General features: G+C 62.7%; 15 protein-coding genes and 1 pseudogene. 7 read left to right on the top strand and 9 right to left on the bottom strand.

Annotated elements, in window-relative coordinates:
- Nucleotides 1-578, top strand: a pseudogene (locus AC4ELS_RS10470) (integrase); the annotation flags it as partial.
- Nucleotides 545-1648 carry a TniB family NTP-binding protein gene (locus AC4ELS_RS10465; RefSeq protein ID WP_499047220.1) on the top strand — a complete coding sequence of 368 codons (1104 nt, stop codon included), beginning with the start codon at nt 545-547 and terminating at the stop codon, nt 1646-1648. The pseudogene AC4ELS_RS10470 and the gene AC4ELS_RS10465, both read left to right, overlap by 34 nt.
- Here the strand turns inward: AC4ELS_RS10465 and AC4ELS_RS10460 are convergent.
- Entirely contained in the window at nt 1643-3331 is a 1689-nt protein-coding gene (locus AC4ELS_RS10460) for a TniQ family protein (RefSeq protein WP_499047218.1), read from the bottom strand. The two genes, AC4ELS_RS10465 and AC4ELS_RS10460, sit on opposite strands and share 6 nt — an antisense overlap.
- A 446-nt stretch (nt 3332-3777) precedes the next feature.
- Nucleotides 3778-4035 carry a helix-turn-helix domain-containing protein gene (locus tag AC4ELS_RS10455; RefSeq protein WP_499047217.1) on the bottom strand — a complete coding sequence of 86 codons (258 nt, stop codon included), beginning with the start codon at nt 4033-4035 and terminating at the stop codon, nt 3778-3780.
- Between the two features lie 437 nt (nt 4036-4472).
- On the opposite strand from AC4ELS_RS10455, the gene AC4ELS_RS10450 reads away from it, so the two are divergent.
- Nucleotides 4473-4748: a type II toxin-antitoxin system Phd/YefM family antitoxin gene (locus AC4ELS_RS10450; RefSeq protein WP_499047214.1), complete on the top strand. Its 276-nt coding sequence runs from the start codon at nt 4473-4475 to the stop codon at nt 4746-4748.
- A 311-nt stretch (nt 4749-5059) separates the two neighbouring features.
- On the opposite strand, the gene AC4ELS_RS10445 is transcribed toward AC4ELS_RS10450, so the two are convergent.
- From AC4ELS_RS10445 to AC4ELS_RS10435, 3 genes are all read right to left on the bottom strand, one after another.
- Entirely contained in the window at nt 5060-5641 is a 582-nt protein-coding gene (locus tag AC4ELS_RS10445; protein WP_499047211.1) for a MarR family winged helix-turn-helix transcriptional regulator, read from the bottom strand.
- A 499-nt stretch (nt 5642-6140) separates the two neighbouring features.
- Entirely contained in the window at nt 6141-7034 is an 894-nt protein-coding gene (locus AC4ELS_RS10440) for an acyl-CoA thioesterase (protein WP_499047209.1), read from the bottom strand.
- Nucleotides 7034-8122, bottom strand: coding sequence for a Gfo/Idh/MocA family protein (locus AC4ELS_RS10435; protein ID WP_499047206.1), 1089 nt, complete (start codon nt 8120-8122; stop codon nt 7034-7036). Before AC4ELS_RS10435 ends, AC4ELS_RS10440 begins: the two co-directional genes overlap by 1 nt.
- Before the next feature lie 57 nt (nt 8123-8179).
- Between AC4ELS_RS10435 and AC4ELS_RS10430 the strand changes: the two genes are divergently transcribed.
- Nucleotides 8180-8728: a nuclear transport factor 2 family protein gene (locus AC4ELS_RS10430; RefSeq protein ID WP_499047203.1), complete on the top strand. Its 549-nt coding sequence runs from the start codon at nt 8180-8182 to the stop codon at nt 8726-8728.
- A gap of 42 nt (nt 8729-8770) precedes the next feature.
- Here the strand turns inward: AC4ELS_RS10430 and AC4ELS_RS10425 are convergent, their stop codons facing one another.
- The 4 genes from AC4ELS_RS10425 to AC4ELS_RS10410 form a co-directional block, all read right to left on the bottom strand.
- Nucleotides 8771-9643 carry a TIGR03619 family F420-dependent LLM class oxidoreductase gene (locus tag AC4ELS_RS10425; RefSeq protein ID WP_499047201.1) on the bottom strand — a complete coding sequence of 291 codons (873 nt, stop codon included), beginning with the start codon at nt 9641-9643 and terminating at the stop codon, nt 8771-8773.
- An 82-nt stretch (nt 9644-9725) separates the two neighbouring features.
- Nucleotides 9726-10574 carry an SDR family NAD(P)-dependent oxidoreductase gene (locus AC4ELS_RS10420; protein WP_499047200.1) on the bottom strand — a complete coding sequence of 283 codons (849 nt, stop codon included), beginning with the start codon at nt 10572-10574 and terminating at the stop codon, nt 9726-9728.
- Nucleotides 10574-11368: a tyrosine-protein phosphatase gene (locus tag AC4ELS_RS10415; protein WP_499047197.1), complete on the bottom strand. Its 795-nt coding sequence runs from the start codon at nt 11366-11368 to the stop codon at nt 10574-10576. Before AC4ELS_RS10415 ends, AC4ELS_RS10420 begins: the two co-directional genes overlap by 1 nt.
- 81 nt (nt 11369-11449) lie before the next feature.
- The gene (locus tag AC4ELS_RS10410; protein WP_499047195.1) at nt 11450-11962 is read right to left on the bottom strand and encodes a MarR family transcriptional regulator; all 513 of its coding nucleotides are present in this window, start codon (nt 11960-11962) and stop codon (nt 11450-11452) included.
- A gap of 197 nt (nt 11963-12159) precedes the next feature.
- Here AC4ELS_RS10410 and AC4ELS_RS10405 point away from each other — a divergent pair, with 197 nt between their 5' ends.
- From AC4ELS_RS10405 to AC4ELS_RS10395, 3 genes are all read left to right on the top strand, one after another.
- A complete protein-coding gene (locus AC4ELS_RS10405; protein ID WP_499047192.1) occupies nt 12160-13137 on the top strand; it encodes a hypothetical protein in 978 nt (325 codons plus the stop codon).
- A gap of 84 nt (nt 13138-13221) precedes the next feature.
- Nucleotides 13222-14853, top strand: a complete 1632-nt coding sequence (locus AC4ELS_RS10400) for a PEP-utilizing enzyme (RefSeq protein ID WP_499047230.1) — start codon at nt 13222-13224, stop codon at nt 14851-14853.
- Nucleotides 14854-14872: 19 nt separating this feature from the next.
- Nucleotides 14873-15607: a hypothetical protein gene (locus tag AC4ELS_RS10395; protein ID WP_499047190.1), complete on the top strand. Its 735-nt coding sequence runs from the start codon at nt 14873-14875 to the stop codon at nt 15605-15607.
- Nucleotides 15608-15688 lie beyond the last annotated feature (81 nt).

The raw sequence follows: 15688 nt of genomic DNA, 5'->3' as shown, positions 1-15688 counted from the left end.
GACACCAGCAGCATCGAGGGAGGCCCGCCCTTCTCGGCGGAGCCACACGGGTGGGGATTTTCAATGAGCGTCAGTGGGGAATTTCAGTGAGCGCGGTCACGGTGTTGGAGGACTATCGCGCCGTGCCGACGGGCTACTTCCGCCCAGGCGACAAAGCCGCACCGTTCTTCGTTGATCCACATGACCTCTCTCGTATCTGGTTCCCAGATCCGCAGACCAAGCGTGTTGAGCCGGTGGAGTGGCGCGGTGCTCAACGTACGTTGGCGCCGATGACCGACGTGATTGTTGGCGCCGTGCGTCGACGGATCATAGATCGCGGCGGCAATGCTGTATTGAAACGAGGCTCTGCCACAAGCCAAATCCTCAATGAACTCACCGAACTCACAACCGCACCCACTGATCGCAAACTGAAGGCCCAGCTCGCGGCCGCGGGTCGCCGCGTCGAACAATCCCGCATCGACCACGACGAAGCGCAACGAGCCCAAGACGTCGCACAGGCTCGGCAGCTGTCCGGCCCTGCACCTGCAGATTCGATGCGCCGGCGGTGGCCGAACCTGCTTGGAGACGAGGACACCTGACTATGGACGCACGGATGTGGCACAACTACTGCGTGCTGAAGCCTCCCGAGAAGCCGTCACCACTCACGCTGCGGGTGGCGAAGAGCATGTCAGACGCGGAGCGCGCGGTGTACATCGATCAACTCCAGCATTGGCTCGAGCACCTCTACCTGTTCACCCCCGAGCTCGAAGTGATTGGTGCGGCGATGACAAACCTTGTGCGGTCCAACGCTCGGAAACCCCCAGGCACGAAAGACGTCATCGTACTGACAGGACCCAATGTGGTCGGCAAGAGCACCCTGATGATGCGATGGGGTCGTGACCGCTACCTCGAATGGACACGTTCCGCCGCTCACGACAACTACGGGTACCCCATCATCCAATTGACCGAGGACAGCGAAGCTGACCTGTCCCCGCTTGCGTGGATGAATCTTCCGGCAGATGCCGTCAAGGGAGCCTTTGACCGTGAGTTTCTCGGGTGCTTCGGACTTTCGGGTGACGGCAGGGTTGACCAGCTAACCCAGCGAGCAGTCAGAGCCGCGGGGCGCCATCAGACCCGCGCGCTGATCGTCGACGACGCCCACCTGTTGAAGACGGACTGGAAAGGGGGCCGCGCAGTCCTTGACCACCTCAAGCACATCAACACTGAACTGGGGATGATCGGGGCCACACTCATTCTCGTGGGAGCCAACCTCGAAGGTGGCGACATCGTGTGCGATCCCCAAATCGCCGGCCGACTCAAGCTCTTCAAGTTTCCGTCCTACAGCAAAGACAACGTCGAGGAGATGCGTCGCTGGCAAGCTGTCGTCCGCCAGCTCGAAAAGCAGATTCTCCCATATCTGCCCGCTGGTAAGCCCGGCATGTTGTTCACCCAGCTCGTCGGCGAACTGTTGTACCGCACCGACGGTTACCTCGGAGATCTCACAGAGCTCGTCGCCGCCGCAACTCTCGCTGCGCTCCAGGACGGTACGAACCGGATTCTTTTGCGGCACCTCAACGCTGTGACGTTGTCTGAGCGTGCTGAGAACATCCGAAATACACCCCGCCCGAAGGCGGGAGCTGTAGCACAGTCGACGTCTCGTCGCTCATGAGTCGGCGAGCGCGAGTGCCCGCAGAGCGTGTAGTGCCGCAGGCGCGAGCGATTTCCGAAACGCATCATAGGAATCCCGATGCCGGGTGGTCATGGATTCTGTCCATCCAGGGCTGGTCTGGATCGGTGCTTGGACCACCTCACACCACATCCAGGTGATGGCGTACGGCAACGATGTGGGTCGTCGCGACGGCGACATGGACGTGCGCCAACATTCCCACCACGCATCAGGATCCCGTGCTAGCGCACGGACGCGAGATTCGCGGCGTCGAAAATCGCGACCAGGGAAGAGAAGATATGTCACTCGGATGACCGCAGCGGCGAATACCTCGGGAGACACACGCATACGTGTAGTTGCTGTACGAGCAGTGCGCACCCCGACATCGGGCTCCACGCCGATCACCGCAGCGGCCGCCGACCAACTCGTCACCGGCGCAATGGCTCTCACAATGCACAACGACGCATACATCCGCCCTGTTCGCTCATATCCGCCCAGCATTGGGGCGAAAACGTCACGAAAAATGCGGGCGTCCAGCATTTGCGGAATTGAAGATGGGGTGAGCGCTCGGCTGCCGCGGATTACCGTGAGCCGTCGTCCCACGTGATGCTTACTGGCAACTACAGCGCGGATGAGCCTTTCCATGGTCACCGTGCGAGTGCTCCTGTTCAACAGCCACGTGCCCGGCCCGTCGGGTAGATCCGCAATACAGTCAAGCCACGGAAGAAAGTATGTGACCGCATCATCGAGGGTGGTCTGTCTGAGAATGGCATGTGCTTCGGCCAGTGCGTGCCCCCGCACTACTGCGCTCTGCGGCGGGCTAAAGCCCCACCTCGGACCACCAATTGTGGCGCCACGTTGGGCCGCTTCGGTGTGGACACTCTCGGCCCACGCGGCGAAATGCAGTCCGCGGGGCTGGGCGAGTAGATGGATCAAAAGCGATGCGAGATGGCGAATCTCGGCCAAGTACGTACGAGGATCGGTGAGAGTGCCGAACATCGGTACCGATGGCCCTGAAAGCGCCGTGCCGATGACCTGTATCGAGTCAAACACGTGTGGCGGGCACACTTGGGGCTTGTGACAGAGCACCGAATGCTCACAACGACCCCCGAACTCAATTGGATTGCCGCAAGGCTGCTCTTGGCTCACGACGGGCCGCAGTGGAGTGCGCCGGTGCGTGCGGAATCGACCACCACACGCGATGCATTCGGTGACCATGAACACCTGATGTTCGCGACACACTGCGATGATCGGCAGCCGCCAGGACAGCTCCCAGACCCCACTAGCTTCAAGACACATCGGACATACCTGCGAGCCCAACCCAGGAAACCAACCCTGACTCACAACTTGGCGAAATGTATGCCGCTGTCGGGGGTCAAGTCTGTCCAACCAGTAGGGCAAGCCGGCGCCGAAACGCAGCAGAGACGCACGCCGAACCGGCTCTTCATCCACGCCGCTGAGCTCGGCGATCCTGCCCACGATGAGTGGGTCCGGTTTGACCATCAAAAAGGCTGCAGTCGGTGTGCCTGACTTGTCCGGCGCCGTGAGAAGCCGCAGGAGTTCCGTTGGGAGAAGGCCGTTGACGGTGGCCAGGCGTTCCAGAAAGCTGTCCAATGCTTCGCCATCCCTGAGCCATACCCGGGCGGGTAACCTGCGGGTCCCGCGCAGACAGTCGGGGGCTGTCACTATCGGTCCCGTACTTGTGGCGCCGCGAAGGTTGCGCGCCGAGGCATGTGCACGCCTTTTGCCCGCTGTGGATTGTGAGGCGGGAGTCGTGCGGTGAGCTGATTCCCGTCAGCTTGCGCCATGTCGGGAAGTTCAGAGGCATGGTGGAACCGTCCGCCCCCTAAGGAGGAAACACACTCCCTAATGTATCACTAGTGATACATTAGGGAGGCGGGTCCGGGAGTGGCTGATCTGAAGAGTTGGAGTGCGAGGTGAAATCCGGCCGCGCAAGACGCGCCTACGGGTGCTGCAGGACGCCCTCGAGTGCCCTCCCGGATCCGCCCCGAAAACTAGAGATTCGGGGCGGCGGTCGCGACTTTGTCGAACGGCAAACCCCGATCGCTGGCGAAGCATCCCGGCGATGGACGTCGATCGGGTCCCTGGCGTGCGAACCTTTTGCGCAACGGCTAGAGGTTCTCGAACAGCGCACTGACGGGCACGCCCAATGCATCGGCAATGTCGAAGAGTCGTTCGTAGAGAAGACCGCGCTGGCCGTTTTCAACCCACACCAGCATGGGCCGGCCAAGGTTGGCTGCATGCGCCAGCTCTTCTTGTGTCAGCCCCCGTTCTGTGCGCAATGCGCGGATTCGTGCGCCCACCGCCAGGCGCGTTGTTGCCCATGCTGCGGCGCGGTCCGGGTCGTCTTGGCTGGGACGTGTAGGCACGCACCCCAGTCACGCCGCGTCAGCTTAAAAAGTCTGTATCACTAGTAGTACATTGCCAATGTGTAGGCGACTTCACGTGTGTTCGGTCACCCCGATGGGGTCCCAGTTCCCGCGACCTCTGTATCGAGACCGACGACGGAAACGGCGGAAGCATCAGCGACTCCTGAGGTGAAACTACCGGCCCCAGCGCGAGGGAGGGTCGTGTCTACCGCGGACGTTTGTGCGAGCCGTTGGGTGTCCGTAACGGGTGCCGCTCGCGCTAGCGGGCTTCGTGGAGCACCGTTTCGATTTCGGATCCGCCATTGGATGGCAATAGTGGTCGGTCAGAGTGGTGGAAGCGGGCTACTCGAGTGCAGTGGCACGAGGCGTTCGGCCGGAGCCACGGCTATGACGTTAAGAACGTAGGCGTAGCACGTGGCCGTAGTACATTGCGTGGGGTGGGTGAAGTGTCGATTCGCGTTCGCAATCAGGAGACGTCGAACGTGCTAGCGCGGGTGAACCAGGGGGAGGAAATCACCCTGACCGACCGTGGCGTGGTTGTTGCGCGCATTGTTCCGGCGGAGCCTGGTCCACTGGATGGATTGATTAGCTCGGGCAGGGTGGTGTCGGCGCGATCGCGAGGGCCTGCGTCGCGTCCAGCGGTCTCGGTGCGTGATGGCGATGAAGAGGCTGGCGCGCTGCTGGCGCGGTTGCGGAGCGAGGAACGCCAATAGCAGTCGACGCCAGTTGTGAACTCTTCACCACTTCGCCCTCGACCGTCGTTGCCATGCGAGTCGAGATCTCAGGTATGAGCTTTGCGATCGTCGTTATAGTTGGCCACCCACAAATCCTGTGCTTCTTGAGCGGTTGCTGGATCGACGAAACTAGTTGTACTCCAGGGGAATTCATCCTGCATCCGCTTTTCGGGGCGTGCGATGTCTCGCATGTCTGCGGGACGTTGACAATGAATCAGGCGGTGATCGATTGGGTCGATGCGGGATTCACTGCACGGTAGTAAGAGCTCCTGAGGGCAACCGTGCCGGGGTCAGGCGGTGCCGTTCTTCGTCCGACTATGGGCGCGGTCCTGGTCTCCTGCGCCACGCCGAACGTGAGCGAGCATGTCGACCAGCGCCATCGCGTCAGCTGTGCTCAGGCCCGTGAGGCCGTAGTCGACCTCGGAAAGCGCTTTGGTTGCTTCGGCGACCAGTTTGCGACCTTCAGGGCTGATGGTCACCAACGTGGCCCGCCGGTCGCTCGGGTGCGCCTCGCGGGCGAGCAGGCCACGCTTTTCTAGTCGGTCCGTGATGATGGTGACGGTGGTGGCATGCACCAGCAGATTCCATGCCACCCGACTCAGCAGTCGGGTTCCGGTGTCGCTCAGCTCGAGAGTTTTGAGCATGAGGTAGTCGGTCAGGCCCAGCTTGAATGACTGCTTCAGCACTGATTCCATCGTGGACGTCATCAGCGCATGGAGTCGCAGGATTGAACTCATCGCCAGAAATCGGGACGGATCCTCAGTAGAGTTCTGCTCCCAGTAGAATTTCACCCATTCCATCGGATCCTGCTTCTGCAGGTCGGTGAGTTCCGCTTCTGCGGATGTCTTCTTCTTCCGCGTCTTCGGTGGCATATGGTGCTCCTTTGGGTGTTGCTCTGCCCGATCCCCGAGCACGCGATGTTCTGAGCGTCGACGATTCATTCTCAGACTAACTTGAGGCCACGTCACGCTACGGCAAGTTCGGGCGGCGTGGCGACCGCCTGCCCGCGAGGTTGGTCGTGAATCCAATAGTTGAGTATTCGACTAGCCGAGTCTAGTGTCGGTGTGGTGACAGACACACCGTGCCAGAGGTTGGACGTGGCGGTGTCATTCCTGAAAAGGAGGTGTTGCGATGACCGTTGATCAAGATGTACACACGGAATCAATGATTGGGCAAACCCGCCAGTGTCATTGCTCGCCGGTGTGGGGCTACCTCGAACAGGTGTTGGGCGTGTGTCTTGGATGTGGACAGACGCCGCGGACGGCGCAGCACGCGTTGCTGCCATCGATCGAAAGATAGTAAGGCGGCTGCTAGCTTGACGCTGCGGCGCTTCTTGGCGGGTCGCCTCGCCAACCAGAATGGTTCGGTCAGTCACCGCCCGCGGCCAAGGTAACCCCCTTGACTCACCAGACACAACAGCTTCCCCGATCGATCAAACATTGAGGCCCAAGCCAGGCCCCTGCCCGCGGCAGCGCTGGGTGAGGTTTGGTCATAGAGAATCCACTCGTTGAGATCTGTTGGACGTTGAAACCAGATCGCGTGATCGAGCGACGCAACAACTCCGGGACCTCTGCTTGTCCGGCCGACCGCTTTCATGACCGGATCCAGCAGCGTCATATCGCTGACGTAGGCGAGGAGGCAACTGTGCAACACCGGATCGTCCGGTATCACACCGTCTGCGCGCAACCACAGTCTGTTCACTCGATCATCACCTCGGCGCGGCTCGTCGAGCGCGATCCGCGGCGGCGTCGTGATGTAGCGGAAATCAAAGGGGCGGGGTCTGATCCACCAACCGTCATACTCGTCGGAATAGGGAGCCAACTGCTCCGCCAGGGGCGGCAGCGTTTCCGGCGGCGGCACGAGCGGCATCGGTCGCTGATACTCAGGACCTTCGATGTCCGCGCAAGACGACGTCAGGGCCTCCAAGATGATTTGGCCATTCTGGACTGCGCTCACTCGGCGTGTCGACAGCGCGCCGCCGTCACGCAAGATTGTCACGAGGTAGTCCACAGGAGTAGTCACGTCACCCGGCCGCAGAAAATACACGTGCAGATTGCTCGGCAGTCTCGTTTCGGGAATTGTTCGTGCAGCGGCCATCAACGCCTGAGCGGCGATCTGCCCGCCGAACATCCGGGGCCGTTCCTCGTCCGGTTGCCCGCCACGGAAGTGACCGTCCGCCACATGTTCTAGATTCAACAGGTCCAGCACGGTGGCCAGGGCATGGTTATCCGAGGAGTCGGCGGCCGGCCCGAACACGGCTGACATCAGTTACGTCCAGTCGCTTTAGCCGTGTCGGCGATATCGTGCAAGAAGCGGTGACGGTGAACGGCATGATCGAAAGTCGGTGTCTCCTGTGTACCGTTGCGCAGATCAGCAGCCAGCTGTACATAGGCGCATGCGACGTTGTAGGCGCGCGGATGAGATTCGGCAAACGAGGCATCAACAGAGTGGTACTGCGGAGGGGTGCTGAGTTCGGTGAGCTTGTCGCCGTGGCGTGACCCGCGGACCGTCAACGGTGCCATCTGGATGTGTCCGGAGGCCGCGGTGATGACGAGGTCACCGTCGGTGCCATTGATTTCCCACAGGAAATTCGTTCCCGGACTTACGCCCCCGCGGTAGTGCACCGAAGCGACGGTGCCGTCTCCTAGTGTTCCGGTCACGGCAATCTGATCTGCGGCAGTCATGGGGATCTTGCGGTCTGTGCCGATCTCGGAGACTTCGTCCCTGCGGGTGGCAAGTGTCGACCGGGTATCGGTGAACTCACCCAGCACCATCGTGATGGCATCGATGGCGTGCCCGAACGGAATGGTCAGCATCGTCGCGCCGGACTCGCGGTTCAAGGTGTAGGCGTTGCGGGGATCTACCCGGGCGCCCCAGTTGCCGCCGCTACCGATCACGCTGGTGGACAACACTTTTCCGACGTACCCGTCGTTGATGAGATCGCGCAGGTATCGCACTGTTGGCGTGGCCCGCGCCTGGAGTCCGACAAAGGCGGGACCGCTGGCCAATTCTGCCAATTCATAGGCTTGGGTGACATCGACCGCCAGGGGCCATTCGCACAGGACGACCTTTCCGGCACGCAAGGCCGGGAGCAGTGACGCGCGATGGTGGGGTACCTTCACGGTGACCGCGACGAGATCGATTTCTCCGCAGTCTGCCATCGCTTGTGCACCGTCGAAGACCAGGTCGACGCCGAACTTCTCGGCGGCCGCCTGAGCGGATGGCGGGCTGCTGGCGGCGACGCCGGCGAGGCGGAAATTCGGTAGGTGACGCAGAGCGGGTACGTGGGCGTCGGCGGCCCATCCGCCCGAGGCGCTGAGTCCGATGATGCCGACGTTGAGGGGGCGGTCCATACCGCCACAATAGTCGCTCTATTGATTATTTATACAGCGACTGTTGTACTGGTGGTCATGAGCGACGACACTGCGACCTGGATGCTGATCAAGGCCGAGCGCGAGATCGAGCGGGCTCTGGTGACCTATTGTCGCGGAATCGATCGCCGCGATCCGGAACTGGTCCGCTCCGTCTATCACGAGGACGCGATCGACGACCACGGCGGAGCGTTCATCGGGGGCCCCGACGACTACGTGGCCTGGGTGATACCGCACCTCGAGCACTTCACCGGCACTATGCACACGCTGCAGAACATCCTGATCGATGTCGACTTGGGAAACGATTCAGCCCGTGCCGAAAGCTATTGCGTGGCACACCATGTGCGTGCCGGTGACGACGGCGCCCCGATCATGGACGTCTTCGCATGCCGATATGTCGATCGGTTCGAACAGCGTCCGGGGCAAGGTTGGCGGATCGCGCATCGGATCGTGGTCAGAGAGTGGCGCCTGCGCCAGCCGATGTTGTCGGAGGCTGAGCAGCGTGGTGGGTTCGTCGCGGGTGCACGGGATCGATCTGACGTGAGCTATGCAGCGCAACTTCCCCGGCGGGAATCGGCTGACGCCTGACATCCGGCGGCGGCGAATAGCACCGTGGCCGGGATCCACCCGTCAAGCGGCGATGATGCGGCTTCCGTAGAAGCGCAGTACGTCAAGCCGGGCTTCGAAGGATGAACCAACCGGGTGGATCACCACCCAGGTCGCTCCCGCCTCCGCGAGCGTCCCCAGATGGTCCTGGTGTTGGTGGGCGTCAAACGCGGTGCCGCCCACCCTACTGAACGGACCCTTGACCTGAATGTCGATGTCGGCGGGGGACCGTCCGCACTCGGCAAGCCGTCGCTGTAGATCGGTGACGCCGCCGTGAAACAGGCTGAGCGAGCCCAAGTCCGCGGTGTCCAACTTGGTCGCGGTGGTGTTAGGAATCAGCAACGGGCTCCACCCTTGTCCCCAACGGGCGACGTTCTGCCTGGCTTGCGCGCTGTTTCCGCCAACCCACACCGGCGGCCCGCCATGCTGCCATGGTCGGGGTCGCTGCAGACCTGGCTGCGACTCCGACGACCACAGCTGGTGCAGGTGTGCCAAGCCTTCACGCATCAAGATGCCGCGGTCGCGGTAGCGCACACCCAGTGCGTCGAATTCCTCTTCGAGGTAGCCGGCCCCGGTACACACTGTGAGGCGGCCCCGGGACAATTGGTCCACCGTGGCGGCCGCCTTCGCCGTGAGTAGTGGATGGCGGTACGGCAGCACGCTGAGGTAGGGCATGAGCCGGATTCTGGTGGTGACGGCCGCGCAGTACCCCATCGCGGCGAACGGGTCCACGGTGGCGTGGCCGTGATCGCCGAACAGCCAGCTGGCCGGGGGAGAAGGATGTTCGGTGAAGCCGATGGCGTCGAAGCCCGTACTTTCGGCGGTTTGGGCGAACTCGGCCAACCGCTGTACCGAATCTTCGGTGGACTCGACGTCATCGAGGGGAAACTGCACCATGTAGCGCACGAGACCTTGTCCTCCAGGTCGGCATCGAGGCGCGCCGGCAACCACGTGCCAACGCGCCGTGGGGGTCTGGGTTTCAGGCGGGTGATTTTTCGGAGTCGAGGTCTGCGGGCGCGCGTTCCGGTCGTGCGGTTTGCCACGGCATGAGCGACCTGGCTTCCAGCCCGCCGTCGATGGGTAACACGACGCCGGTGACATACCGGCCGGCGTCGGAGGCCAGGAACAGCGCTCCGTGGGCGACATCGATGGCGTGTCCTGCGGCAGGCGGTTCGGCGCGACGCCACGCGTCCGGGGCGGTGTCGGCCGACGGTAGCAGGCGACGGTTCTGGTCACCGTGATCGACGGCGATGGTGCCGACGCGAATGGCGTTGCAGCGCACACCGAGATGTGCGTAGCCGATCGCCACGGACCGCGTGAGCGCTTCCAGTCCAGCCTTGCCCGCCGAGTAGGCATCGAAGCCCGGCATGGCCTGGGCGGCCGCAATCGACGAGATGTTGACCACCGTTCCGGATCCGCTTCGCACCAGCGCATCCAGCGCATAGTGGGTGATCAGGTAGGCACTGGTCAGTGTGCGATCGATCAGGGTCTGCCACGATGCGGGTCGGATCTCGCCGATCGGGCCGTCGACATCGCGTGAATGCAGCAGATCGGTCGGACCGGCGTTGTTCACCACGACGTCCAACGACCCGTGGTGCTGCACACAGGCGTCGATGAGGGAGCGGACGGCGTCCTCGTTTGTGACGTCGGCGCTGATGAAGCTGAAACCATGTGCAGTAGCGATCTTTTCGCCGGACTCGCGGCTGCGACCGCAGACGACCACACGGGCACCGCGGTTGGAGAACAGTTTGGCGATCTCCAAGCCGATACCCTTGGTTCCTCCGGTGACCAGTGCCACCTTGCCGTCGAGCCGGAATGCGTCTGTCATCAGTTGTCCTCCTGTGCGTTCACGACGAGCCGATCACGTAGCTGCGAGATGGTCGCCGGCGTGAGGCCGAGTCCCTGGGAGAGGTAACGGTCCATGTCGCCGTATTTCTTGGTGGCCTCATCGAAGGCGATCCTGAGGTAGGCGAGGTCGCTGCGGAACGCCGGTTCCAGTGCCGGGGCGCGGGTGCTTCCCGATACGGTCAGCACGGCATCGAGGGTGGCCTTGCGGCTTTCCACGGAGTATTCGTCGGTGAGCAGATAGTCGGCGTTGATGATGTCCGAATCGACGCCGGCGATGTGCTGCAGTAGCGCGGCGGCCCACCCGGTCCTGTCCTTACCCGCTGCGCAATGGAACAGCTGTGGCCCATCCGTTTCGGCGAGGCTGGTCAAGAAGCCGGCCAGGCCTGCGCGGCACTCGGGGTCACTGACGAACGTCCGATAGTTCTCCACCATCGCGGAGTACGTCTCTTCCGGCGTGCTGAGCGATGCGATGACGTCGACGGGAATCCCTGGCACGCAATGGTGCCGCCATTCGGCACCGTCGATGGCGACATCGGGATGGCGTTCGATCTCATGAGGTTCGCGGAGGTCGTGGATGGCCACCAAGCCGAGTGTGTTCAGGAACTCAACGTCGGGAGCTGTCGGTTCGATTCGGTTGGAACGGTAGGTCGTACGCAGTCGCATGCGTCCGTCTGTCACGGGGTATCCCCCGAACGTGCCCGCGAGATCGCGGAAGTTGTCGATCGACGAGAGTCGAGGGAGCGGCGGATCGGCGTATGACCGTTGGGGTTTCACGCTACTGAGCTTGGACCCAAGAGTGGGAAGATGCAAGAGGGATGAACTATTGAGAAATAGAGTACTTGTGGTCTGCTGCGCTCAGGTATCACCGGCGGCGCGTCGCATCGCGGTCAGGCACGCCCGCAGATTGGCGACATCGTCGAGCGAACCGGACATGCCGAAATCGATGGCGGTCAGCGCTCTGGTCGCCTTGTCGGCCGTGTCTCGGCCGAGGTCGGTGATCGATACGCAGGTGGCCCGCCGGTCGGTCGGATGTGGACTGCGCTGCAATAGTTCTCGCTGTTCGAGCCGATCGGTCGCCAGTGTCGCGGTAGTCGCGTGCACCATCAGGTTTCTGGCCAGGCTCGAAATCAGCCGCGTCCCGACCTCGGACAGTTGCAATGTCATCAGTAGCAGGTAGTCGGTCATGTTCAGGTTGTGCGCCTTGAGTTCGGCGTCAACGGCGTCGGTCACCACGCGCTGGTAGCGCAGAAGCGAGGTCAGGGCGAGGAAGCGCTGCTCGTCGCCATCGAGGCCCTGTTGCTCCCAGTAATGCTTGGCCCAGTCCACCGGGTCGGTGATGGTGTCGGGCGTTCTATTGGCGCTGGCCACGGACGGCCTCCTTGTGTTGGTCTGAAGAGCGATAGTCTACCGCGCAACTTTCATAGTTGTGAGTTTGCGAGCGTAGCGCGACACGCAACTACATGAACTATAAATAGTCGAACAATCAGCTACTTAGCTATTGACTTTTGATGCTCCAACTACTTGGCTATGGATGTGTCTCGGATCACTTCAGGGGAAGGGGCGTCATGACGGTCACGAAAGACGCGGTACAGGGCGAGGTTGCCTCGCGGGGAGGCAGGCCCAATTGGTTATGGGTCGGATTGGGTTCAGTGGCCTTCGTAGCGATTGCGCTGATCATCACCGCTTTGCGACCGGCGCCGCGATTCCCGTATGTGAAGGGCCCGACCGGAATGGCCGACAAGCCGACCCTCGAGACTGCCCCTTACCTGGTCGGCAATCACGTCGGAGCCACCATCGTGATGACCTTGATCGGCATCATTGGCGTGGTGATCGGCGTCCGGATGTCGCTGCGTGGACGAACGTGGCTGCCCCTGATGGTGGCGCTCAGCTCTGTGATGATCGTGTTCTCCGAGGTCTTCTTCGATGTGATGGGCGCCGTCTGGTTCCCATACAGTGACACCGAGTTGTTCGGTCACACGTTCACCATCCTCGGACGCACGATGCCGGTGTGGATCCTCGCCGGCTGGTTCGGTTACGGCGTCTTCTCCGTGGTCACTTTCGCGATGCTCAATGCCCGGCCGACGACCCGCAATCTTTGGTTTGCCTGGGGCGGGGCCCTCGCCGGTGACGTGGTCTTTGAGGAGATCCTGCTGCAGTTCGACGTCTATCACTACTACGGCAATCAGCCGCTGGTGATTCTGACCGAACTCCCGTGGTGGTGGATCCCGTGCAACTCGGTGGGCGTGATGCTCGCTGCGTCGCTGGCCTATCGCTTCCGGGGCAAGCTCAGCGGCTGGAAGTCTGTTGCCATGTTTGCCGTGACACCGATGTCGGTGGCAGCGGTCTACGGCTTCATCGCCCTGCCGTCCTGGGTAGCGACCAATGGCGACTTCCCCTGGCTGATTACCCAGCTCCTGGGATTCGCCACGCTCGTCCTCGGTGTCTTCGCATTCATGGGGGTGTTGAAGTTCGTGCTCAACCGGGATCCCTTCGACCTGGATTACCAGCCCCAAGAGGCAACCGAGTTCATCCGTGTGAACTGAAAGCCGAATAGCAGTGCCCAACCTGTTGAGTTTGTTTCCGCCCGGCTTTGGCCGGGCGGAAAGAAAGGTGTTTCCGTGCCCGCGATGGTGACCGACCCGATCCGGGGTTCCTCTGAGCCCGATCGCTTCTGGACCACGACCAATCTGGGTGAGGCATGCCCAGACGTCATGTCGCCTATGTGCTGGAGTGTGTGGGAGGAGCCCGCCGAACTGGGCTGGCTGTACTCCATGTACGCGCTCGGCGTAATTCCGAAGTCCGGCCTGCGGGTATCGCCGGACGTCAACGACCGTGGCCTGTCCTGCTTCTACGGTCGCCAGGCCCTCAATGTCGATGCCATCAAACAGATCATGGCGGGGCTGCCCGGCGTGGCCCCCGACGATTTCGAACGGGATCTTATGGGCAGCGTCAGGCCGGGTGCTCCGCAATACAAGGGCTCGCTCAAGCGGGTTCCGGCGATCCTCGTCAAGGCGCCACTGGCCCTGCTGAACACCCGTGGCCGCCTCACTGCGTTGTACGACGAGATGTACGGCAAGTGGCTCGCCACGGTGTTCGGCGACGGATCCACCTCCGGCGGTCGGAGTCCGGTCGACGTTCTGGTGGCGGCCCGCGAGGACTTCAAGCGCACGTTCGGCGTGCACTGCGTCTGGCGATTCATCTTCCAGGGCGGACAGAGCGCGGTGACCAGCGCTGCCGACAAAGCCGGGGATGCCGCGCTGGCGGTCGAACTGCTCTCGGGCGTCGGGGACGTCAACGAGACCCGAATGGCCGACGACCTGTGGCGCCTCGGCAAAGGCCAGATCTCCGAGGACGACTTCCTGCGGTCATGGGGCTACCACGGCCCCAACGAGGGCAACCCATACACCCAGGTGTGGCGCGAGAACCCGAGCCCGATTCGCTCCCTGGCGGCGGCCGCCGCCCAACGTGACGTCCGACCTGCCGAGCGTGCCGCGATTGCTCAGCAGCGCGGCGCCGCCGCCGAGCGGACGCTGCTGTCCCGCACACCGGCGGTCCGCCGGCCTGCCATGCGATGGCTGATCGGCAAGATGCGCGGCATCATCCGCACCCTGCAGGTCGGCAAGGCTGCCTACCTGATCGCCATCGACCTCACCCGTTGGGCAGCACGGGAATTCGGACGTGAACAGGTCACCGCCGGTCGGCTCCAAGAGGTCGACGACGTGTTCTTCCTGACCGTGGAGGAGTGCGTGGCGCTGGCCGACGGCGCTCTCCCGCATGTGCGGCACATCGTCGAGGTACGTCGCGAAACCCGCGTTCATTACAAGGCGATCTCACTTCCGCTCTCGTTCACCGGGATGCCGAAGCCGATCGAAACTGGCCACGACGGGCAGCACTCCGAGAAGACTGAACTCAACGGTGCGGCCAGTGGCGGCGGCGCTGTGGAAGGCCGGGCCCGGGTTGTGCTGGATCCCGCCGAGGACGTCGACTTGGAACCCGGTGACGTTCTGGTCTGCCGGTTCACCGATCCCAGCTGGGCGCCCTTGATGGCGATGTCCGAGGCGCTGGTCATCGATATCGGCGGATCGGCCAGCCATGGCGCGGTGGTGGCACGCGAGCTGGACGTCCCCTACGTGATTGGGGTCGAAAGCGGCACCCGCACCATCCGTACCGGCGATCGCATCCTCGTCGACGGTGCCAACAACGTCGTCCGGATCCTGGCGCGCGCCGAGGGACTGCCGGACAGCGCTGCGGCAGTCTGACGAGAAGGGGAGGGCTCAGGTGTACGACGCTTTCGATCTTCTGGCACGGATTGACCGGAATCCGGTCGCATTGGTCGGCGGACTGGCCGTCGCGATGACGTTCCAGACTGTGTGGCTCATTGCCGCGGTCCGGGTGGGTCGCCGGGACAGGACGTACTCGATTCCGGTGGCATGCACGTATATCTGGTTCGCGCACGACCTCGGCTTCGTGGTCCGATTCCAACACTGGCGATCCACGTATGACCACTGGTTCATGGATTTGTTTTGGATCGGCCTGTTCAGCGCGACCATCCTGGAGTTCGTCTTCTTCGCCCAGATCATCCGGTACGGACGTGATGAACTGGCGCCGGGCCTTTCGCGGCGCTGGTTCGCCGTGATCGTCGGCGCGGGAGCGGTTGGGACGATTGCCATCTGGGAGTACCTGCGGTCCATCGTTGACGACCCGCTATACATGGCGAGTTCGGCGATGACCTTGGCGTCCTACGGTCTGCTCGGCCCGGCGCTCTATCTGCGCCGGGGCGGGCTGCGTGGCCAGAGTCTGGTCATGTGGGTCAGCTTCACGGCGATGACCGCGACGTGGTGGCTGACTACCACTCTGTGGTTCCCGCCGGCATTCCAAACTCCGCAATACCTCGGCATGGGCGCCGTCACCTTCATCGCGGGTGCGGTGATGTGCGCGGTGATCGTGGCGGGCCGGCGATCTCGCCACGGCGCTGAATCGCCGTCGGTGAACCCAGTGGTCGGGGTGCGCTGAGCGCCTCGACCAACCGCGAGAGGGCGGGTCCGGCATAAACGCGGACCCGCCCTCTACGTGTTTCTGGGGAGTGTGAAGACC

This window comes from Mycobacterium shunyiense (assembly GCF_058270035.1).
This window is presented reverse-complemented; position numbering and strand designations above follow the sequence as displayed.